The organism is Clostridium sp. K04, assembly GCF_019734375.1.
Taxonomy (GTDB): domain Bacteria; phylum Bacillota; class Clostridia; order Clostridiales; family Clostridiaceae; genus Clostridium; species Clostridium saudiense.
Map to the genome: position 1 here is coordinate 39,781 of NZ_JAASHD010000012.1, position 19,120 is coordinate 58,900.

Consider the following 19,120-nt stretch of genomic DNA (forward strand, 5'->3'; position numbering starts at 1 on the left):
TATTATTGACTAAAAAAATTCCATTATTCCAAAATTAGGAGAGAAGTATATTAAATAGTTATCAATTTTATAGCATGTACCATACTTACTCTTATAATATTCGATAGCTTCTAGTAAAAACCATTCTGGAATTTCTAAAAATTCTGCAAGTTCATATCTGCCCCTAACACCAGCTTTATGAGCATTAATTAAATTAACTATTCCAACAAGTCTTTCATATGCCCAGGCACGTGCTCTAAGCTCTTGTTTAACGTTTCTTATATCGCTTTGGTCAATTATATCTCCATAACTAGTAAAATGATGTCCAAGCTCTTCAGCAAGTATACAAGTCTTTTCCTTATTTGTTTCTATATTAGAATCTATTATTATTTTTTTATTTTTATATAAACCTTTAAACCCATACTTTAAAGGCTTTTCTTTAATTTTTACATGTTTATCATATTTAATCATAAGTTTTTCATATTCCATTGTGATTTCCCTTTCTTGTATAGAATATATGTTCGGATGAGAAGTAAAATAAAAAGGCTGATAGCCTTTTTAAATAAGTTTTAAAAATTCTTCTTCTGTTAATATTTTAATATGATGTCCATTTTCTATATATTCTAAAGCAGTTCGCTCTTTCGTGCTTTTACCATCTGGACCTACAATGCTAAGATCTTGAACACCAACTATTAAAAAGTCTACTTTCTTAGAAATCCCACTTTTAAGTTGACCCCCTAAATCTACAACATGTTGCATAGCAGTATGTAAAGATATTTTTTGAAGAGTTCCAGTGAAAAGAACATTTTTATTATAAAATATATGTGTAGTATCAAATTCGGTTTTTGTAGTAGTAATATCTTTTATATTAATCTTTTTAGATATAGTTCTTTTAGTAATTGTTTTCTTTTCTTTTGATGGTTTGATCTCGTTTAGAAATTTAGTATCTAAGTGGCTATATATAATTATCCTTTGATCCATACGAAGTGAATTTAAATGTTCATTTGCTTTTATAAATACATTTGCACATGCAATAGCATCATAAGAAGCGTTATGATGATTTATTAAATCAACTCCAAAATATTCACAGCTTTCTTCTAAAGAAACATTTTTTGAAATATTCATTAACTGTGTACAGAGTTGCATTGAGCAGACATACTTTAACATAGGTATATCAAGATTGTATTTATACAAGCAATTGTATAAAACATGCATATCATATGAAGCATTAAATGCAACTAATAATTCATCATCAAAGTAATGAGATATTTGCGGCCATAATTCTGCAAAAGTAGGAGAAGAAACTACAGTATCTGCAGTTATTCCATGTACATCAACAGAGTAAGGATTAAAGTCTAGTGTTGGTGGCTTAATCAAAGAGTAGAACTCATCTACAATAACATTATTTTTAACTGCAGCTATTCCAATAGAGCAGGCACTATTAAAATTATTATTTGCAGTTTCAAAATCAATAGCAATAAAATCATATTTTCCCATTTTTACATTCCCCAAGTTATATTAAATACAAATTCCATGGAATTTGTATAGTTTTTCTAAGGTAATATTAATTAATTCAATTCTAAAGTTTTCAAGAAACTCTTCTATATCTTTTATTTCACTTTTATACTTTGCTTCCATCTTTTTGTTAAGCAGCGTGGTATTGTATCTATTATAGATACTATTTATTGATTCTTTAGTAAACCAGTCATATATCCAAAACATATTTTCTTTTAATTTACTTTCTCTTTCATCAGTAATAGTATCATTCTTAATGTTAAGTAAAAGTGTTAAAGTTGAGTTTCTGCTAGAGCAAATCATTCTAAAACATTCAGATGTTTTATCCATATCTATATTAGTACGTAGTTTTTCATTCTTTCTCCAACGGTTATTTAGGCTGTTAATAATTTGTTGTTCCATTGCTTCAATCATTTTATCCCATCCCCTTTATATAAAGTATTTTAGATTTATCAAAACTATTCATCATCAAAATCATTAAATAAAGTATCTATATAGAACGTATATTTAAGAATTTTCAGATTTAACTCTATTATAGATTTCATTATATATTTTAGCTTCGCCATCTATATACCAATAAGTAACTATGTATTGATCTAATAAACTTTTATCAGCTTTAGTTGAAATATTCATTACTTGACATCTATGACATACTATACTGTTTATAAATTGTGTTGCTTCAGCAGTGGTTTTACCAACTTGTACAAAATGACCTTCACCAGTACGAGCAACGTTTATTTTTGTTGGATATGTACCAGGTGTTTTTGCTTCTTCTAATATCTTTGGTAACATTTCTTTTTTAAACTCTTCCCAAGCAATAGCTCTTAGTTCCTTTTCACTAACTTTTTTTTTCTTAGTTCCAAACATTTTATCCCATCCCTTTAATTAATTATTTTATCTAAAGTATTTTAGATTTATTTAAATTTTATCTATTCATCATCAAAATCATCAAATAAAGTATCTATATAACTTTTTAGTAATTTCATTTTCTTTGGTGTAATATCTTTACCTTCAAGATGAGCAGCTATTGTTTCTACTTCTGGAGAAAGTTTTTGTTCTTTATTACTTTCTACATTAGGTGTTCTTATATCACTTCTGCCTAAAAGGTAATCAGTGCTAACTTCAAGTATATTTGAAATTTCTGCAACTACTTCTAAAGATGGTTGACGTTTACCAGTTTCATAGCCGTTATAAGTATTAGCTGGCAATTTAAGTTTTTCAGCCATTTCTTTTTGTTTTAAACCTAGTTCTTCTCGTTCCATACGAAGTCTTTCATAAAATTCCATATTTGTACCTCTTTAAATTCGCATTTATAAGATAATTCTAATATTTTAAGCCTCTTAATACTTAAAAGTTCTCGAAAAGTGAAAAAAATTCACAAAAAGCATTGACAATTCTCAAAATGTGAATTAATATTAAAACATAGCCATTCACAAAAGGCGAATTTAATAGGAGGGGTATAGTGAACAAGAATTATCAACTTAAATCGATAAGAGTTAGGAATAATTTAAAGCAAAGCGATATTGCAAATGCAATTGGTATTCCTGTATCAACTTATTGTCAAAAAGAAAACGGGCAACGTAAATTCACATTAGAAGAAGCTTGGAAAATCTCTAAGTTATTAGGAGAAAAAATAGATGTTATATTTTTTTACAATTTTAATTCTCGAAATGCGAATTAAAGACCGCCTAATAATAATCTAACCAAAAATATAACAAATCAATCAAAAGGAGGATAAAAATGAATAAACTAATGAAATTTGAAAATAAACAATTTGGAGAAATAAGAATGGTTGAAATTGAAAATAAACCATACTTTATTGCAAGTGATGTTGCAAAATCTTTAGGATATAAAAATTCAAGAGAAGCAGTTAAACAACATTGTAGGTGGGTAGCAAAACACGACATACCACATCCACAAAGTAAAAATAAGACTTTACAAGTAAATATCATACCAGAAGGAGATATGTATAGGCTTATAACAAATAGTGAGTTAGAAAATGCAGAAAAATTTGAAAAGTGGGTATTTGATGAAGTATTACCACAGATAAGAAAAACAGGGACATACATGACAGAGCTTAAAGGTCAAGAAAAGATGTTTAAACTTATGAGAAGTGAAATAAATGAAATGGTGTCTATGAAAATAAAAGAAATAGAAGAAAAGTGTTCTGATTATTATAGACCATCATCATTTGATAAGAGTAATATCAGTAGCTATATAAAGAAGAGATTAGGAATAACTAAGGCTAATGATGAGTATGAGCTAGTTAAGCAAAGAGTTCTTTTAAAACTTGGAGCAACTAAGTGGGAAGATGTTCCGGTAGAAGAATTAAGAAAATCATTACACATAGTTGATGAAAGTATAAGAATTATTAAGTTAGATAGACCAACTCAACAAGTATCATTTTTTTAATAAATATAAGGGAGGTATGGAAATGGTTAAAGTAGCAGAGGGGTTTATGCCATTTAAAAAAGATAGTAAAGGAAAGGAATTACCAAGTGATGAATTCATAGAGTTTAAGGAACATTTCAGAATAGTAAATAATGCTATAGATAGGTCATTAAAACTTGAAGCAGAGTTGGAAAAGAAAAATAAGATTATTGATGAACTAATGAAGATAAATGAAAAGCCTATAACTTTTGGACGAGAAGAGCTAAAAGCAGAGGTAATCAATAAAATTATTGAAGTTTATCCAGAAGCTACAGCCGATTTTACATTTGGGATTTTAGATGAAATTAAAGATGATTTAGTTAAATCATCAACTAGAAATTTCTTAATTATTAACAGAAAGTAAGAAAAATGAATATTATATTCCAATAAAAATTTTTAAGAGGTAAAAATATGGGGTTAGGGACAGAAGTATTTACAATGCCAGGAAGCAAATTTAAGGCTGTTTGTTTAAACCCAGTTGAAGATCCAGAAAAAATAAAAGAAATTTCACAAAGATATTATCAAGGATTAGTTAATGCTTTGGAAATTACTTTCGGAGAAGCATGGGCAACAGAGATTTTTAAGATAAGGGGTTGGACAGAAGAAGATTTTATAAAAGTAGGAGGAAAGTATGAATTTAGAGGAAAGAAAGCAATTGAAGAAGGAGATAGTAGAAAAAATATTGGAAGCTAATCCAGAAGCAACACCGAATTATTGCATAGTACTTTTAGATGAAATTAAAGAAAGTGTAATAAGTGCTGCAATGAATAGCATTTTAACAAAGTGAATTTTAAACATAAGACAAGCAAGGCTGAAAAGCCTTTTTAAAAGGTCGAATGTGCGAAAAATGATGTAGAAAAAGTAAATATAAAGACTAGATAAGGCGATAAGCCTTTTAAAAATAACATAATGGCGAAAAATACCGTTGAATATAAAGGTAATGGAGGGATAAACAATGGAAAATGTAAAACATAAAAGAAAAGAAGGAGTTCAATTATTTGTTAATAAAGAATTAGAACTTGAAGTAAGAGCAATTAAAAATGATGATGCAAGTATTTCTTTAAATGCTGAAGATACAGCTATAGGTTTTGGATTTACACAAATTAAAAATGGGAAAACGTATGTAAGATGGGAAACTATGAATGGTTACTGTAAGGAATTAAACTTTTCCCAACATGTTGGGAAAGATGATTACATTCCAGAAAGCTTATTTTATCTACTTGGAATGAAAGCTAATAATGATGTTGCTAAAAAGTTTCAAATGTGGTTAGCAACAGAAGTGTTACCAAGCATGAGAAAATACGGAATGTATGCAACAGATGAATTGTTAGATAATCCAGATTTACTTATAGCAGCTGCAACAAAATTGAAAGAGGAAAGAGCTGCAAGGTTAGAAGCAGAGAAGCAAAGGGACAAGCTAGTACATCAAAATAAGTTGTACACAACATCAGAAATTGCTAAGGAATTAGGGTTAAGTAGTGCTACAAAGCTTAATAATTTATTGTCAGAAAAGAAGATACAGTATAAGCAAAATAAAACTTGGCTTTTATATTCTAAGTATTCTGAATTAGGTTTAGTTAGTATTAAGCAAGATGTATTGGATAACGGAAAAATAATATATGACAGAAAGTGGACAGGCAAAGGCAGAGATTTTATTTTGAATTTATTTTAGAGAGGTAATCATGGAAGGTTTTAATTGGTGGGGAGCATTTACGTTTGTTATGCCAATAGCTCTAGTAATAATAATCGGAGTTATAGCAATAATTACATCTATTTTAGATGTAGTAAACAAGCTAATAAAGAGAATTAGGAGGTAAGAATGAAAGAGTTAAGAGAAAAGCTACATAAAACTATTGATGAATACGGAAGGACAGATGAAAGAACTGTTGCTATTAGCCAAGAATTAGACAAGCTAGTTTGTGAAGCACAGAAGTTAATTATAAAAAAGGGATTAAGCTATATAGAAGCTATAGAAAAAGCAAAAGAAAAGCTATTATCTGATAGAGTTGGAGCTCATAAGTCAGATAACAACCTTTCAAAACAATTCAATGACAGTATAACAGAAAATTAAAATAATTGAAACCAGGAGGGATTAAATAATGAAATTATATGAGTTAACAGAGAGTTATTTAAATTTACAAGAATTATTAGAAAACCCAGAAGTTCCACAAGAGTTAATAACTAGTGCATTAGAGCAAGTGGGAGAAGAATTAGAGATAAAAGCAGAAAATATAGCAAAGTTAATTAAAACATTAGAGGTTGATATTACTGGATTTAAGGAAGAAGAAAAAAGATTATCAGATAGAAGAAAATCTTTAGAAAATAGAGTTAAAAATTTAAAAGAGTATTTAGATGGAGCTATGAAAGCTACAGGAAAAACAAAGTTTAAAGGGAAGTTATTTAGCTTTAATATTCAAAAAAATGCTCCAGGAGTATCTATACTAGATGAAAAGATTATTTCTAAAGAGTATTTAATTGAACAAGCTCCAGTTATAGATAAGAAAGCTATTTTGAATGATTTAAAAAATGGTAAAGATATACCAGGAGTAGAAATTAAACAAACTGAAAGCTTAAGGATTAGATAGCAGGAGGACTTTAGATGAATTTATATGAAAAGTTAGTTGAGATTAGAAAAGAGGTTATAAACTTTTCTAAAGATACAGAAGGATATGGATATAAATATGTAAGTGGTAGTCAAGCTATAGCAAAGATAAGAGATAAGATGGATGAGTTAGGAATAATATTAGTTCCAGGAGTAGGAGATACAATTACATCTACTTACGATTATATAAACTCTAAAGGTAAAGAGTGTACAGATCATGTAGTATCTGGAGATATGTCTTATACATGGATTAATGCAGAAGAGCCGAGTGAAACATTAATAGTTCCATGGAAGTTATATGGAGCACAAGATGATATATCAAAAGCATTTGGTAGTGGTTTAACATATTCAGAAAGATACTTTATATTAAAGTTTTTCCAAGCACCTACTGATGATGCTGATCCAGATAATAGAGATACATCTAATAGAGGAACTGGAGCTAAAAAAGGATTAAGTGAAGCACAAGTGAAGAGATTATATGCAATTGCTAATGCAGTAGGATATGACCAAAAAACAATTAAACAAATGGTAACTACTAGATATAACAAGGCAGTAGAGCAGTTAACTAAAGCAGAATATGACCATGTTTGTAACGGATTGGAGGATAAGAAAAATGGCTAATTCAATTAAATTAGATTGGAGAAATCAAGAGATATTTTATGTACCTGCTACAGATGTTGAATTTATGATAGAGGACAGAACGGAAAAGATTAAATTAACAAATGAGCAGTTTGAATATTTGTTTGACCAATACAGAGAAAGCGTTGGAGAAAAGACAGTTAGTGAGTTAGAAGATAAAATCTTAGAATTAGAGGTTGCATTAGAGAATGCACATGAAATTATAGAGGAGAAGGAAAGACTAGAGGATGTTAGAAGAGAAAGATATTTTAGTCCTTCTTACTAGAGGTAGTTAGTATGGCAGAAGGGTGGATAAAACTTCATAGAGCAATTCAAGAACATTGGTTATGGGATGATGAACCCTTCACCAGAGGACAAGCATTTATAGATTTATTATTAATGGTAAATCATAAAGATAAAAAAATAATGTTTAATGGTGAATTAATTGAAGTGAAAAAGGGTTCAAAAATAACATCATTAAGACAACTAAGTGACAGATGGAAGTGGAGCACAAACAAAGTAAAAAAATATTTAGAGCAGTTACAAAAAGATGGGATGATTAATTATAAAAGTGATAATAAAAAAACACTTCTAACCATTGAAAACTATGGGGTTTACCAAGGTCAAGGAAACACAGAAGAAACACAAAAGGAACACAGAAGTGACACAGAAGAAAATCAAAAGAAATTCAAAAGTGATGCAGAAGAAAATCAAAAGAAAACAAACAAGAATGATAAAGAATATATAAAGAATGTTAAAGAAAGAGAAGAATGGGAAGAAGGAGAAGAAGAAAAAGTTCCTTCACTTCCACCTCTTTCATTCCCAACTCAAATACACGAAAAGTTTTATGAGCAATGGGGAGAAGTTGCATATAGAACATGGTTTTATGATGCAGTAGTAGTTGAAGGTGAAATTATTACTATATCATCACCAGATAATTTTAAGAATGAAATTTTAAGAAGTAAATACAAAGAGGATTTAGAGATACTAACAGGAAAGAAAGTTGAAATAGGTGGTTAAATTGAAAGCATGGGAAAGTATGACTAATGCTGAAAGAGCGGAGCAAACTTTTAGGGATATAAAGTTAAGGCAGGAGAGAAGATTAGAGATAAGGAAACGTGCAGAATATGAAGCTAATTCCTTTACAGTAGAAAGCTCATTAAAAGCAATAGCAAGAACAAGAGGAGCTAAGAATAGAGGGTGTAGGTCATGCAGATAAGGGAAATACATTTTTGTGAAGTATGTGGAAGTCCTTATGTAGAATTACACCATGTAGTGTACAGGTCGGAAAATAAGAATTTAGAGAACTGTAAATTAAACTTTGTGTATTTATGCCAGGAGCACCATAGAGGAACATATGGAGTACATGGAAGTAAAGGAGCAAGACTTAATAGAAAACTTAAATTAGAGTTCCAAAACAAGCTGGAAGAGTTATTGGACAAGCAGTATTTAACTAGAGAAGAAATAAATAATATTTTACAGATTGACGATAAGGCGCTTAATAGGCTTTTAAAGAGGTTTTCTATACAAGACTATAAATATATCAAAGAAGATATAATAAGGGCTTGTATGGGCGGTAAATTGATTATGTAGAGGTGTGTTTTGGAAGAGTTAAAGAATCAATATCCGGATGATTGTATTATCTTAGGAAACATAATTAAAAGAAAAAATAATCTAAAAGAAGATGATATAGCAGGAGAATTTAGTTTAATGCAAGATAGCTTACAAGCTTATTTTAGATGGTCAGTTATAAGATGTGAAATAAGAAGCAATTTAAAGCGTGGAGAAAGAGCAGAGATTAAAGATTTACTAGAGAATATAGTTAAGTATCTAGATGAAGTACATAGAGATACAAGGGTACTATATAAGCTTGGTAGAGAAGATTTAAGAAATAATAGAGAGGAGTAAAAGGATGAACGAGTATAAAGCTAAAAAGGTCATGGAGATTTTAGAAAAAGATTTAGAAGAATATAAAAATTAAATATATAGAGAATAGGAGTAAATTCAGCTAATGTTATATGCTTCTATTCTCATAAGAAAATCAATTTCAACAGAGGTGATTAAGTGATTGTAGTTGAAGGAAAGATAAAAGGAAAAGCTAGACCAAGATTCAATACTAAAACAGGAAGAGCATTTACTCCAGGGGATACTATTACATATGAAAACTGGATTAAATGTTGTTACCAGGAGCAAGATGGAAAGTTTATAGATGGGCCAGTAAGTGCAAGGATAGAGGTTTACTATAAAATACCTAAGAGTTATACGAAGAAACGTGTACAAGCTATAAGAGATGGGGTAGAAATGCCATTAAAGAAACCAGACTCGGATAATATAGCAAAAATAGTATTGGATAGTTTAAATAAAATTGCATTTGATGATGATGCTCAGGTAGTAGAGTTAACAGTGGTTAAGAAGTGGACTGAAGAGCAGGAAAGAATAGAGTTTGAATTGGAGGAAGTTAAAAATGAGAATTAATGAAAAGTATTCAATTGAAAGTGATGTTTTAAATGTAACAGTATATGAACATTCAGTAGTTAAAGAAAAGGAAAGTAAGAATTTGGGGAAAGAAGTTAAAAAGGCAGTAGGATATTTAACAACAATAGACCAAGCTTTTAAGTTTTTGATTGATAGAGAAGTAAAAGGAACTGGAATGGAAGATTTTAATACGATAATGAATAAAATCGCAGAATTAAGATTTGATATAGAGAGGATGTTAAAAAATGAATAAGGTGATTTTGATAGGACGTTTAACTAAGGATCCAGAGTTAAGATATGCAGCAGGAAGTGGAACAGCAGTTTGTAGATTTACTTTAGCAGTAGCAAGGCAGTTTAAAAAGGACGAAACAGATTTTATAAACTGTATAGCATTTAATAAACAAGGAGAAGCAATTGCTCAATATGTTACTAAGGGTAGGCAGTTAGCAGTTACAGGAAATATAAGAACTGGTAGTTATGATGGGAAAGATGGAACTAAGAGGTATACGACGGATGTAGTTGTAGAAAGCTTTGAATTTATAAGTAATAGTAATTCAAATAATAATCAAGGTAATGCAGAAACATGGAATCCGCAAGAGGATATGGGATTTGGTGAGGAAGTACCAACAGATTATGGAGATATGCCTTTCTAGGAGGAAATTATGAATAGAGCAGAAAGAAGAGCTAGAGAAAAAGAAAAGAAGAAAGATAGTAATAAGAAAGTTGAGGCTATGGCATGGTTTAGGTCATTGCCTCCTGCTAAACAAACATTGATAGATAGCTTAGTAAAAATTGAAGCAAGGAAAGAGAATGATAGCTTATTACAAGCAATTGATAGATGTTTTAGTGCAGCAGTTTTTGAAGAACTTGAAAACTTAGAGTGGGAAGATGTTAAAAGAATTATAGATAAAAGCGCAGAGTTGATGCTAGATGATGCACATAAAATGAAAAATTTAAAAGAAAGTTTAGGAGGAAGTTACGATATGGCGATAAAGAAAATAAATGAAGAAATGGCACCAGAGGTTGAAAAGAGGGTAAGGGAGTTAATCAAAGATGGATATAATCAAAAAGTTAGTGTAAAGATGCTAATAGAAGAGTTTAACACTCTTAGTACAGCTATTTTAACTAATGCTTATAAAAGGACTAAGGCTATAGTTTCAGAAGAAGAAAAGTTAAAGAAGATAGCAGAGCAAGAAGAAAAAGCAAAAGATGTATCTAATAGAATAAAAGAAGTTTTAGGAGAACCAGATAAAGAATTAGAAGATGCATTAGAATACATTTTTGAAGATGATTTAAAAGAAGATGTTAAGGATAATGTTACAGACGAAAATAAGGCTCATACAGAAGAAAAAGATAATAAAGGTATAAATACACCTAAAGAAATAGAAAAAGCTAATATAGATGAGAATAACAAGACAGAAACAATGGTTAAGAATAAGAATAGTAAATTAAAAGTTGTTAAAGAGATTACTAAAGTTATAGAAAGATATGTTCAAGGAGAGTATGGCTTATACAACATAAAGGGAGCTGTAGTAACAGTAGATGAAGAATTTGCTTTCAGTAGCGCTAAAGATGTTAACTGTTGGGCAAGTGCTGAAAGAGAAGATTTACTAAAACAAATGGAAGAGATTAAAGCTAAGATTAACCACATAAATTCATGCGAGCAGGAAGCTATAGAAGTTATAGAAACGTTTATGAATATTTAAGTTATTAAATAGGTAGTGTAGCACCTAATGGTACAAGCAGACTACACATTGCACCATGACTTGTACCAGTGAACAATTTGAAATTATTGTGAACTAAGTGATCTTTGAAAATTGAATAATACGGTGTTAAAAAATATATCATAATTAACTTATAATGATAATACAATTATAGTATTGTTAAGTTTTATAAAGTGGTAAGAGGAGAATTAATATGAGTAAACTTATTGATATATACTTAGAAGCTGTTTTCTTTGTTGTTTCGATAATATTGTGGTTATACGTACTTTTAATATCATCTGATATTCCAGTAAACATATCTAAGAATGAGTTTATCATTTCGATAATAAGTTTATTATTATTTGGATTATTCTATAGGTTTTATGTGAGAAAGTCTAAAAGAGAAGTAATAGGGGTACCTCTATTAATACCATTAGCATTTTGGCTATTATCTATGGTTGATGCAATTAAGTATAATTATCAAATATATAATACTATTATATCAATAATAGGTTTTACTATTACAGGATATTGTATTGGATTATCAATACATAGATTATTGACAAAAAAGCATACAGTTTAATATATTTATAAATTAACGGGTAATCCTAGCTTATCAAAAATAAAATTCAATATAAATTAATAAAAATACCGTATTATTCAATAAAGAATATGCGGTATTTTTTAGTGAACAATTCAAAAAAAGAGAGAATAGAAGGGAATACGGATAATGCTATATACTTCTATTCTCATAAGATAATCAAAATCAATTAGTGAATAGGGAGGAGAAGAACATGGAGAACTTAAACTATAGAAATTGTAATGAAGAAGTAACTGTTAAATTAATAGGCAAATTAACACTTGAATTTCCAGAGCTAGAGGTTAATCTACCAAGACAACTAGAAATAAAAAGATTGGTAGAAGAAGTTTTATATGGATATGAGGTTACTACAAAAGAAACAGCATTAGTAACAAGTGATCTTGAAGATAGAATAAACTATTTTTTAGCTACTAAAAAGCTTGAAGGATTATCAGCAGCTACTTTAAAAAATTACAACTATAATCTTAGAAAATTATGCAAATTCTTTAATAAGCCAGTATCTATGATTACAAGTGCTGATATTAAAATGTTCATGTATGCAGAAAGTAGTACTAAAAGTGCTGCTGGAATGAACACATTTATGACACCTATTAAATTATTCTTTGCATGGCTTCAAAATGAAGAGTTTATAATTAAGAATCCATGTTCTTCGGTAAAACCAGTAAAAGAACCAAAACGAGAAAAGAAACCTTTAAATGAAGAACAAGTTGAAATGTTAAGAGATTGTATGCTTAGTAGGAGAGATAGAGCAATATTAGAATTTTTCTTATCAACTGGTTGTAGAGTAGCTGAAGTTGGCAATGTTAAGGTAAAAGATTTAGATATGACTAATAAAACTTTATTAGTTATAGGAAAAGGAAATAAAGAAAGAAGAGTATATTTTACAGAAAGATGTAAAAGAGCAATACTTAATTATCTTAGAGAACGTGAAGAGCAAGGAATAATAAGCGAATATTTATTCTGTTCTTCAAAAGCTCCAAATAAAAAATCGAATAATACAGAGCCTTATAAAAAATTAAATAATCGTGGTTATCAAGTAATTGTAAATAAAATGCAAAAGATGGCTAATATAGAAATGAGAATCACTCCGCATACATTTAGGCATACAATGGCTACATTTGCTTTAAGAAGTGGAATGGCTCCAGAATGCATACAACAAATTTTAGGACATAATGATGTTGGATTAACATTAAGGGTATATGCAAAAGTGGCTCAAACTGAAGTTGAACATTCATATAGAAAATTAGTTTCATAAAAAATATTATAAAGAATAGGAGTAATTCATGGGAATATTAGATAGAGCAGTAGAAAAGTATGGAGAAAGACAACTGGATCAAGCACAAGAAGAATTAGCAGAATTAATAGTTGCTATAAGTAAATATAAAAGAGCAGTAGATAAAGATAGAAATACAGATAAAGCAGTAATAGATGTAATAGAAGAAATAGCAGATGTTAACATAATGATTAAGCAGGTAATGATGTTATTAGATATAGAGGAGTTTGAAGTCCAAAACATAGAGATAGCAAAGTTAAATAGATTAGAAAAAAGGATGGATAGTTAATGAGCAGAGATAAATTCAAAAAGACGGAAGATAAGTTATATAACTATTTCAATAAAGAGAAGAAAATAGCCACATTAAATTATCGAATAGAAGTATTAAAGAACCAGATAGATAAAATTAATCAAGAGCTTAGAGAATGTGATATTAATATTGAAATAGAAAGTAGTAGTCCAAGATTTGAAGAAAGAGTACAGAGTTCATCGGATGGAACAAGTTATGCAGAAAGAGAAGTAATAAGGATAACTGATTTAAAGTTAAAAAGAAAGTTATCTAAGGAAATAGAGATAGAAGAGATAAAAGAGGAAATAGAAAATATAGAGTTAGATAATTCTATACTAGAATATAACTTAAAATACATTAATGAAGAATGGTACAAGCTATTAGAATTAAAATATAAATTTAAAAAGAATGAAACACAAATATCATTTGAAATGAATATAAGTCAATCTCAAGTAAATAAGATAAAGCAAAAAGCTATTGCAAATATTCAAAGATGGGAAGAATGGCGTAAAGTGGAATAAAAAAGGAATAAAAGAAGAATAATCATATAGACAATATGTGAGATAATGAGTATGTAGATATTATCCATTAAATATAACTTAATGGACATGGATAGATCCTCCTATAAAATAATAAAGAAAGCACCTGGTAGAAATACTGGGTGCAATATGGAGATATAGTTCAATGGTAGAACAATAGGCTGTTAACCTATATACGTAAGTTCAATTCTTACTATCTCCTCCAAAAACGAACTATGAACCTTATATGGCAGTAGGTAGTATAAGGGGAGTGAAGCAATAAATATCTATTGGTGGCAAGTAAGACCTTACCTACAGGCATTATAGTCAGATAGATAGATTAATCCAGCAAAGCATAGAAATGCAGTTATTGGATTAAGGTTATTAACTATATAACCTCTCATAAGTTCTCAAATACCCTTTGTACCAAGAAAGCACTTAGTAGAAATACTAGGTGCTATTTTATTTATGGAAAGGTAGATGATTATGACTTTAAAGAAGATATGCAGATGTGGGAAGGTAATACCATATAGCATTAAGAGATGTCCAGAGTGTGAAGTTAAAACAGAACAGGAACGTAAACAAAATATAAAATACTATAAACAAAATACTTATGAGAGAGATAGTAAATATAATAAGTTCTATAAAAGTAAAGAATGGATTAAGGTAAGACAAGTAGCAATATCAAGAGATCATGCGCTATGTAAGGATTGTTTAGCTAAGAATACAATAACTTCATACAATACAGTTCATCATATAATACCAATTAAAGAAGATTGGTCAAAGAAATTAGATATAGATAACCTCATATGTCTATGCGAAAGTTGTCATCAAAGGAGGCATAATAGCATGAAGGGGTAGGGGGTATCAAGAAAGTATTGAACTTTCAGACGGAGAGTGCGAGAGGCCTTTCAGTTTCACAAAATTCCCTAAATGAAAAAATAAGGAGGTGAGGAAGTGGCAAGACCTAGTAAAAGTGTTAAAGTAATGAGTAAAAACTTAACTAAAGAAGAAAGAGAATTAAGATTAGCAGCAGAAGAAAAATTGAAAGGTGGAGCAGATAACATTTCCCCACCAACACACCTAAATGCAAGTCAGAAGAAGATATTTAATTATATTATTGAGCAACTTAATGAAAGTGGAATACTTGGTAATTTAGATACTTATATATTATCTCAAGCATCTATAGCAATAGATAGATTACAACAGATAGAAAAGATAATAAATAAAGATATAAATAGAATGTATGACAAAGATTTAATGAAAGCTAAATCTGAATATACAAAAGACTTTTTTAGGTGTTGTAATGAATTATCTTTAAGTCCTCAAAGCAGAGCTAAATTAGGGAATATTAATTTACAAGCAGAACAAGAGAAACAAGATCCTTTACTGCAGGTTTTAGCAGGGGGTAAAAGTGGATAAGAAAGATTTAAAGGGTTATAAATGGGCAAAAGAAGTTGTTGAAGGTAAGTTTATAGCTAATAAATGGGTTAAATTAGAATGTAAAAGATATGTGGATAGATTAGAAGGCAAGGTAAATTTACCTTGTTTTTTTGATTTTAATGAAGCTGAAACAATATATAAATTGTTAAGTCTTATTAATTATGCTACTGGATTTTATGCTAACAAACCTATTATAGACTATGCAGCAGGATTGCAAATGATGACCTGGGAAAATATATTTTGTTGGTTTTATAAAGAAGAGGACGAAAATGGATTAAGAAAAAGAATGATAGAAGAAGTTTATCTAGAGATAGGTAGAAAGGCTGGAAAATCATTCTTTTGTGCAGTAACAGAGATACTTATAATGTTAAGAAGTCCTAAATTTGCACAACATGCTACAGCAGGGAAAACACGAGATATTTCAGCGCTAGTTAGAGATGCAATAGTGGAAATAATTAAAGCAAGCCCATTAATTTCTAAACATTTTAAGATAACAAGAGATAAAATTGAATGCAAATTAAATGAATGTACAACAAAACATTTAAGTGGTGAAGCTAATAATATAAATGGGTTATTACTTAGCAGTTTTATAGTAGATGAAGTTGCTAATCAAGAAGATGGAACTATAATAGGAGCTTTAAAACTATCTCAAATGTCAACTAAAGATAGATTGAGTATTTATATATCAACACAATATGATTTAGAGATAAATGCTTTTAATGATTTATTAGAATATCATAAAAGTATCTTGTTAGGAGTTGATAATGAAACTATTAATACATTTGGATTACTTTTTGAACTTGATGAAGGTGATGATTTTAATGATGAAATAAACTGGTGGAAAGCTAATCCGTTACAGATGAGTTTAGAAAATGGCAGAAAATTTTTAAGACAAGAGTATAAAAAAGGCTTAAAAATTCCAAGTGCTATGAAAGAATTTAGAATTAAAATTTTAAATGAAAGATTGAATGGAGTTTTAGAAAATGGCTATGTTGATTTTGAACAATGGAGAAAAGGCTGTCTTGAAAATATAAATTTAGAAGGAAAAGAAGTTGTTATTGGGGTAGACCTTTCTTTAACTACAGACTTAACTGCAGTTTCAATAATGTATAAGGATGAAGATAAATACTATTTAACATCACATGGTTTTTTACCTGAGGATTCATTACCAGAAAGAAGAGAAAAAACAGATTATAGAAGTTTCCAAGAAAAAGGGTACTGTACTATAACTTCTGGAGCAATAGTCAATTATACAATAGTGGAAGAGTATATAAGAAGTATAGAAAGTAACTATAAGTGTAAAATCAAATGTATTGTATCTGATCCATTTAATGCTATGCAGATGATGGAAAGTTTATCTAAAGACTATGAAGTAATACTTTTAAAGCAAACATATAGTAATTTATCACCAGCTATAAAACAATTTAGAGATGATATTTACTTAGGTAAAGTATTTTATGAAAATAATAAGCTTTTAGATTGGTGTATGAGTAATACAACAACAATAAAAGGCAGAACTACTGATGATATATTGCTAGCTAAAGAAAATAAAAATAAAACAAGAATAGACTTAGTTGTAGCAAGTATTTTCTGTTATACACAGTTATATTTACAAGTAAACTCAATAAATATAAATGAAGTTACTGATGATTACTTAAAGATGATGGGATGGTAAAGGAGGTGAGAAATTGAATGTATTTAGTGGAATTGCAAAAAAGATAAAAAATGCTATTATTCCAGAAAGAACGGTAGATATGCAAAGCCAAGAATTATTAGAATGGCTTGGAATAAGCTCAACTCCTAAGCAATTGGTAAGTGAAGCAACATATTTCACGTGCTTAAAAATGTTATCAGAAACATTAGGAAAAATGCCTTTAAAGTTTTATCAAGAAACCGAAAAAGGAATACAGAGAGCTAAGTCTAATAAAGCTCACAAGCTATTAAAGACGAGACCAAATGCTTTAATGACACCATCTACATTTTGGGCTACAGTAGAACAAAATAGGAATCATTATGGAAATGCTTATGTTTGGATAAGAAGGAAATTCAAAAGAAATAAATATGGTGGTAGTTATGAAATTCAAGATTTTTGGGTTATGCCATCTGAGGATGTTCAAGTATTAATAGATGATGAAGGAACGTTTGGTGCTAAAGGTCGATTATGGTATAGATATACTGATAAATATTCAGCAGAACAATATCTATTTAACAGTGATGATGTATTACACTTTAAAACATCATATAGTTTTGATGGTATATTAGGTGTTCCTGTTAGAGAAATACTTAAGAATACAGTAGAAGGTGGATTAGAAAGTCAAAACTTTATGAATAATTTATACAAAAGTGGACTTACTGCTAAAGCTGTACTTGAATATACAGGGGATTTAAATCAAGAAGCAAAAGAGAGACTTGTAAAAGGGTTTGAAGATTTTGCAAATGGCTCTAAAAATTCTGGGAAGATAATTCCTGTACCGTTAGGAATGAAATTAGTACCATTAGATATTAAACTTACAGATAGTCAGTTTTTTGAATTAAAAAAATTTAATGCGCTTCAAATTGCAGGGGCACTAGGAATTAAACCAAATCAAATAAATGATTATGAGAAAAGCTCCTATGCTAACTCTGAAATGCAACAATTAAGTTTTTATGTAGATACAATGCTATTTATATTAAAGCAGTATGAAGAGGAACTTAATTATAAATTATTAAGTAAAAAAGAAATAGAAGAGGGACTATTCTTTAAGTTTAATGAAAAAGTAATCTTAAGAACAGATAGTAAAACTCAAATAGAAGCATTGTCTAAAGCTGTAAATAATGGTATATATACACCAAATGAAGCAAGAGAGTATATGGATAAACCTTCAAGAAAAGGAGGAGATGAACTTGTTATGAATGGTAACTATATACCTATAACAGATGTAGGAAAACAATATGCGAAAGGAGGTGATAAGAATGAGTAATAAATACTGGGAATTTAAAAATCAAACATCAACAGAAGCTGATTTATATTTATATATTGAAGTAGCAAGTTGGGGAGCTGGTTATGCAGCACATTCTGCGCAAAGTTTTAAAGAAGAGTTAGATGATCTGGGAGAAATAAATACTCTAAATATATATATAAATAGTCCGGGGGGAGATGTATTTGAAGGTAACACTATAATGAACATGTTAAAGCGTAAGAAATGCACTAAGAATGTATACATAGATGGGTTAGCAGCAAGTATAGCAAGTGTTATTGCTATGGCTGGAGACAGAATAATAATGCCAAGCAACTCTATGATGATGATTCATAATGCATGGACTTACGCTGCAGGAAATTCTAATGAATTTAGAAAATTAGCTGATGATTTAGATAAAGTTAATGCAAGTATAAGACAAACTTATTTAGATAAAGCTGGTGATAAGTTAGATGAAGAAACTTTAATTACATTAATGGATAATGAAACATGGCTTACAGCACAAGAATGTTATAATTATGGCTTATGTGATGTAGTTGGTGAAGATAAAAATATAGCTGCTAAGTTTGACTTAAATTTATTAAATAAATATAAAAATATTCCTGTTGATTATGTTTTAAATCAAGTAGAGGTTAAAAATAACAAGAAGGAAGACGTAGAAAAATTAGAAAATGAAAAGAAGGCAATTTTATGGGATTTAGATTTAATCTAAGTCTT

Annotated in this window: 32 protein-coding genes and 1 tRNA gene; 28 read left to right on the top strand and 5 right to left on the bottom strand. The window is 29.4% G+C overall.

What is annotated here, in order from left to right; translation table 11 throughout:
* Positions 1–9 precede the first annotated feature (9 nt).
* The 5 genes from HCG70_RS06675 to HCG70_RS06695 form a co-directional block, all read right to left on the bottom strand.
* Positions 10–468: a hypothetical protein gene (locus HCG70_RS06675; protein ID WP_221697584.1), complete on the bottom strand. Its 459-nt coding sequence runs from the start codon at positions 466–468 to the stop codon at positions 10–12.
* Between the two features lie 69 nt (positions 469–537).
* Complete coding sequence (locus HCG70_RS06680) at positions 538–1,476, bottom strand: exonuclease domain-containing protein (RefSeq protein ID WP_195951134.1); 939 nt, start codon at positions 1,474–1,476, stop codon at positions 538–540.
* Between the two features lie 21 nt (positions 1,477–1,497).
* Entirely contained in the window at positions 1,498–1,908 is a 411-nt protein-coding gene (locus HCG70_RS06685; protein ID WP_195951133.1) for a hypothetical protein, read from the bottom strand.
* A 93-nt stretch (positions 1,909–2,001) separates the two neighbouring features.
* A complete protein-coding gene (locus HCG70_RS06690; RefSeq protein WP_042396000.1) occupies positions 2,002–2,361 on the bottom strand; it encodes a hypothetical protein in 360 nt (119 codons plus the stop codon).
* 62 nt (positions 2,362–2,423) lie between these two features.
* Positions 2,424–2,780, bottom strand: a complete 357-nt coding sequence (locus tag HCG70_RS06695) for a helix-turn-helix domain-containing protein (RefSeq protein ID WP_221697585.1) — start codon at positions 2,778–2,780, stop codon at positions 2,424–2,426.
* Positions 2,781–2,956: 176 nt separating this feature from the next.
* Here HCG70_RS06695 and HCG70_RS06700 point away from each other — a divergent pair, with 176 nt between their 5' ends.
* The 28 genes from HCG70_RS06700 to HCG70_RS06830 all read left to right on the top strand — a co-directional run bounded on the left by HCG70_RS06700 (position 2,957) and on the right by HCG70_RS06830 (position 19,115).
* A complete protein-coding gene (locus HCG70_RS06700; RefSeq protein WP_221697586.1) occupies positions 2,957–3,175 on the top strand; it encodes a helix-turn-helix transcriptional regulator in 219 nt (72 codons plus the stop codon).
* 59 nt (positions 3,176–3,234) lie between these two features.
* Positions 3,235–3,906, top strand: a complete 672-nt coding sequence (locus HCG70_RS06705; RefSeq protein WP_195951131.1) for a BRO family protein — start codon at positions 3,235–3,237, stop codon at positions 3,904–3,906.
* A gap of 22 nt (positions 3,907–3,928) precedes the next feature.
* Positions 3,929–4,288 carry a hypothetical protein gene (locus HCG70_RS06710; RefSeq protein WP_195951130.1) on the top strand — a complete coding sequence of 120 codons (360 nt, stop codon included), beginning with the start codon at positions 3,929–3,931 and terminating at the stop codon, positions 4,286–4,288.
* A 47-nt stretch (positions 4,289–4,335) separates the two neighbouring features.
* On the top strand, positions 4,336–4,617 hold the full coding sequence (locus HCG70_RS06715) for a hypothetical protein (RefSeq protein WP_221697587.1): 282 nt from the start codon (positions 4,336–4,338) through the stop codon (positions 4,615–4,617).
* A 262-nt stretch (positions 4,618–4,879) separates the two neighbouring features.
* Positions 4,880–5,596, top strand: coding sequence for a phage antirepressor KilAC domain-containing protein (locus HCG70_RS06720; protein WP_221697588.1), 717 nt, complete (start codon positions 4,880–4,882; stop codon positions 5,594–5,596).
* 10 nt (positions 5,597–5,606) lie between these two features.
* Positions 5,607–5,741, top strand: a complete 135-nt coding sequence (locus tag HCG70_RS17365; RefSeq protein WP_260457796.1) for a hypothetical protein — start codon at positions 5,607–5,609, stop codon at positions 5,739–5,741.
* Between the two features lie 2 nt (positions 5,742–5,743).
* On the top strand, positions 5,744–5,995 hold the full coding sequence (locus HCG70_RS06725; protein WP_195951127.1) for an aspartyl-phosphate phosphatase Spo0E family protein: 252 nt from the start codon (positions 5,744–5,746) through the stop codon (positions 5,993–5,995).
* A gap of 28 nt (positions 5,996–6,023) precedes the next feature.
* Complete coding sequence (locus HCG70_RS06730; RefSeq protein WP_260457797.1) at positions 6,024–6,509, top strand: siphovirus Gp157 family protein; 486 nt, start codon at positions 6,024–6,026, stop codon at positions 6,507–6,509.
* Positions 6,510–6,523: 14 nt separating this feature from the next.
* Positions 6,524–7,147, top strand: coding sequence for an ERF family protein (locus tag HCG70_RS06735; protein ID WP_055277033.1), 624 nt, complete (start codon positions 6,524–6,526; stop codon positions 7,145–7,147).
* Complete coding sequence (locus tag HCG70_RS06740) at positions 7,140–7,430, top strand: hypothetical protein (protein WP_055277034.1); 291 nt, start codon at positions 7,140–7,142, stop codon at positions 7,428–7,430. Before HCG70_RS06735 ends, HCG70_RS06740 begins: the two co-directional genes overlap by 8 nt.
* A gap of 11 nt (positions 7,431–7,441) precedes the next feature.
* Complete coding sequence (locus HCG70_RS06745) at positions 7,442–8,164, top strand: hypothetical protein (protein WP_195951126.1); 723 nt, start codon at positions 7,442–7,444, stop codon at positions 8,162–8,164.
* Between the two features lies 1 nt (position 8,165).
* Positions 8,166–8,363, top strand: coding sequence for a hypothetical protein (locus HCG70_RS06750; RefSeq protein ID WP_195951125.1), 198 nt, complete (start codon positions 8,166–8,168; stop codon positions 8,361–8,363).
* Positions 8,354–8,737 (top strand): hypothetical protein, encoded by a 384-nt coding sequence (locus HCG70_RS06755; protein ID WP_221697589.1) that lies wholly within the window; start codon positions 8,354–8,356, stop codon positions 8,735–8,737. Before HCG70_RS06750 ends, HCG70_RS06755 begins: the two co-directional genes overlap by 10 nt.
* A 9-nt stretch (positions 8,738–8,746) precedes the next feature.
* Positions 8,747–9,052 carry a hypothetical protein gene (locus HCG70_RS06760; RefSeq protein ID WP_221697590.1) on the top strand — a complete coding sequence of 102 codons (306 nt, stop codon included), beginning with the start codon at positions 8,747–8,749 and terminating at the stop codon, positions 9,050–9,052.
* Between the two features lie 156 nt (positions 9,053–9,208).
* Positions 9,209–9,619 (top strand): RusA family crossover junction endodeoxyribonuclease, encoded by a 411-nt coding sequence (locus HCG70_RS06765; RefSeq protein WP_195951122.1) that lies wholly within the window; start codon positions 9,209–9,211, stop codon positions 9,617–9,619.
* The gene (locus tag HCG70_RS06770) at positions 9,609–9,872 is read left to right on the top strand and encodes a hypothetical protein (protein ID WP_195951121.1); all 264 of its coding nucleotides are present in this window, start codon (positions 9,609–9,611) and stop codon (positions 9,870–9,872) included. Before HCG70_RS06765 ends, HCG70_RS06770 begins: the two co-directional genes overlap by 11 nt.
* Positions 9,865–10,272, top strand: coding sequence for a single-stranded DNA-binding protein (locus HCG70_RS06775; RefSeq protein ID WP_195951120.1), 408 nt, complete (start codon positions 9,865–9,867; stop codon positions 10,270–10,272). Before HCG70_RS06770 ends, HCG70_RS06775 begins: the two co-directional genes overlap by 8 nt.
* Before the next feature lie 9 nt (positions 10,273–10,281).
* Positions 10,282–11,325, top strand: a complete 1,044-nt coding sequence (locus tag HCG70_RS06780; RefSeq protein ID WP_195951119.1) for a hypothetical protein — start codon at positions 10,282–10,284, stop codon at positions 11,323–11,325.
* 211 nt (positions 11,326–11,536) lie between these two features.
* Positions 11,537–11,905: a hypothetical protein gene (locus HCG70_RS06785; RefSeq protein ID WP_195951682.1), complete on the top strand. Its 369-nt coding sequence runs from the start codon at positions 11,537–11,539 to the stop codon at positions 11,903–11,905.
* A gap of 211 nt (positions 11,906–12,116) precedes the next feature.
* Entirely contained in the window at positions 12,117–13,178 is a 1,062-nt protein-coding gene (locus HCG70_RS06790) for a tyrosine-type recombinase/integrase (protein WP_221697591.1), read from the top strand.
* Between the two features lie 28 nt (positions 13,179–13,206).
* Entirely contained in the window at positions 13,207–13,485 is a 279-nt protein-coding gene (locus tag HCG70_RS06795) for a hypothetical protein (protein WP_154821064.1), read from the top strand.
* Positions 13,485–14,006: a hypothetical protein gene (locus HCG70_RS06800; protein WP_221697592.1), complete on the top strand. Its 522-nt coding sequence runs from the start codon at positions 13,485–13,487 to the stop codon at positions 14,004–14,006. The genes HCG70_RS06795 and HCG70_RS06800 overlap by 1 nt, the downstream gene beginning before the upstream one ends.
* A 149-nt stretch (positions 14,007–14,155) precedes the next feature.
* Positions 14,156–14,229 (top strand) — tRNA-Asn (locus HCG70_RS06805).
* A gap of 254 nt (positions 14,230–14,483) precedes the next feature.
* Complete coding sequence (locus tag HCG70_RS06810; protein ID WP_082425277.1) at positions 14,484–14,864, top strand: HNH endonuclease; 381 nt, start codon at positions 14,484–14,486, stop codon at positions 14,862–14,864.
* Between the two features lie 96 nt (positions 14,865–14,960).
* The gene (locus tag HCG70_RS06815) at positions 14,961–15,425 is read left to right on the top strand and encodes a phage terminase small subunit P27 family (protein ID WP_055277063.1); all 465 of its coding nucleotides are present in this window, start codon (positions 14,961–14,963) and stop codon (positions 15,423–15,425) included.
* Entirely contained in the window at positions 15,418–17,121 is a 1,704-nt protein-coding gene (locus HCG70_RS06820) for a terminase TerL endonuclease subunit (protein WP_154821062.1), read from the top strand. The genes HCG70_RS06815 and HCG70_RS06820 overlap by 8 nt, the downstream gene beginning before the upstream one ends.
* Positions 17,122–17,134: 13 nt before the next feature.
* On the top strand, positions 17,135–18,406 hold the full coding sequence (locus HCG70_RS06825; RefSeq protein WP_396020995.1) for a phage portal protein: 1,272 nt from the start codon (positions 17,135–17,137) through the stop codon (positions 18,404–18,406).
* Positions 18,399–19,115, top strand: coding sequence for a head maturation protease, ClpP-related (locus HCG70_RS06830; RefSeq protein WP_055277070.1), 717 nt, complete (start codon positions 18,399–18,401; stop codon positions 19,113–19,115). Before HCG70_RS06825 ends, HCG70_RS06830 begins: the two co-directional genes overlap by 8 nt.
* Positions 19,116–19,120: the final 5 nt, after the last annotated feature.

Coding starts and splice junctions, on each gene's coding strand:
- HCG70_RS06675 (WP_221697584.1), bottom strand. CDS start 468: ATGGAATATGAAAAACTTATGATTAAATATGATAAACATGTAAAAATT.
- HCG70_RS06680 (WP_195951134.1), bottom strand. CDS start 1,476: ATGGGAAAATATGATTTTATTGCTATTGATTTTGAAACTGCAAATAAT.
- HCG70_RS06685 (WP_195951133.1), bottom strand. CDS start 1,908: ATGATTGAAGCAATGGAACAACAAATTATTAACAGCCTAAATAACCGT.
- HCG70_RS06690 (WP_042396000.1), bottom strand. CDS start 2,361: ATGTTTGGAACTAAGAAAAAAAAAGTTAGTGAAAAGGAACTAAGAGCT.
- HCG70_RS06695 (WP_221697585.1), bottom strand. CDS start 2,780: ATGGAATTTTATGAAAGACTTCGTATGGAACGAGAAGAACTAGGTTTA.
- HCG70_RS06705 (WP_195951131.1), top strand. CDS start 3,235: ATGAATAAACTAATGAAATTTGAAAATAAACAATTTGGAGAAATAAGA.
- HCG70_RS06710 (WP_195951130.1), top strand. CDS start 3,929: ATGGTTAAAGTAGCAGAGGGGTTTATGCCATTTAAAAAAGATAGTAAA.
- HCG70_RS06715 (WP_221697587.1), top strand. CDS start 4,336: ATGGGGTTAGGGACAGAAGTATTTACAATGCCAGGAAGCAAATTTAAG.
- HCG70_RS06720 (WP_221697588.1), top strand. CDS start 4,880: ATGGAAAATGTAAAACATAAAAGAAAAGAAGGAGTTCAATTATTTGTT.
- HCG70_RS17365 (WP_260457796.1), top strand. CDS start 5,607: ATGGAAGGTTTTAATTGGTGGGGAGCATTTACGTTTGTTATGCCAATA.
- HCG70_RS06725 (WP_195951127.1), top strand. CDS start 5,744: ATGAAAGAGTTAAGAGAAAAGCTACATAAAACTATTGATGAATACGGA.
- HCG70_RS06730 (WP_260457797.1), top strand. CDS start 6,024: ATGAAATTATATGAGTTAACAGAGAGTTATTTAAATTTACAAGAATTA.
- HCG70_RS06735 (WP_055277033.1), top strand. CDS start 6,524: ATGAATTTATATGAAAAGTTAGTTGAGATTAGAAAAGAGGTTATAAAC.
- HCG70_RS06740 (WP_055277034.1), top strand. CDS start 7,140: ATGGCTAATTCAATTAAATTAGATTGGAGAAATCAAGAGATATTTTAT.
- HCG70_RS06745 (WP_195951126.1), top strand. CDS start 7,442: ATGGCAGAAGGGTGGATAAAACTTCATAGAGCAATTCAAGAACATTGG.
- HCG70_RS06755 (WP_221697589.1), top strand. CDS start 8,354: ATGCAGATAAGGGAAATACATTTTTGTGAAGTATGTGGAAGTCCTTAT.
- HCG70_RS06770 (WP_195951121.1), top strand. CDS start 9,609: ATGAGAATTAATGAAAAGTATTCAATTGAAAGTGATGTTTTAAATGTA.
- HCG70_RS06775 (WP_195951120.1), top strand. CDS start 9,865: ATGAATAAGGTGATTTTGATAGGACGTTTAACTAAGGATCCAGAGTTA.
- HCG70_RS06780 (WP_195951119.1), top strand. CDS start 10,282: ATGAATAGAGCAGAAAGAAGAGCTAGAGAAAAAGAAAAGAAGAAAGAT.
- HCG70_RS06785 (WP_195951682.1), top strand. CDS start 11,537: ATGAGTAAACTTATTGATATATACTTAGAAGCTGTTTTCTTTGTTGTT.
- HCG70_RS06790 (WP_221697591.1), top strand. CDS start 12,117: ATGGAGAACTTAAACTATAGAAATTGTAATGAAGAAGTAACTGTTAAA.
- HCG70_RS06795 (WP_154821064.1), top strand. CDS start 13,207: ATGGGAATATTAGATAGAGCAGTAGAAAAGTATGGAGAAAGACAACTG.
- HCG70_RS06800 (WP_221697592.1), top strand. CDS start 13,485: ATGAGCAGAGATAAATTCAAAAAGACGGAAGATAAGTTATATAACTAT.
- HCG70_RS06810 (WP_082425277.1), top strand. CDS start 14,484: ATGATTATGACTTTAAAGAAGATATGCAGATGTGGGAAGGTAATACCA.
- HCG70_RS06830 (WP_055277070.1), top strand. CDS start 18,399: ATGAGTAATAAATACTGGGAATTTAAAAATCAAACATCAACAGAAGCT.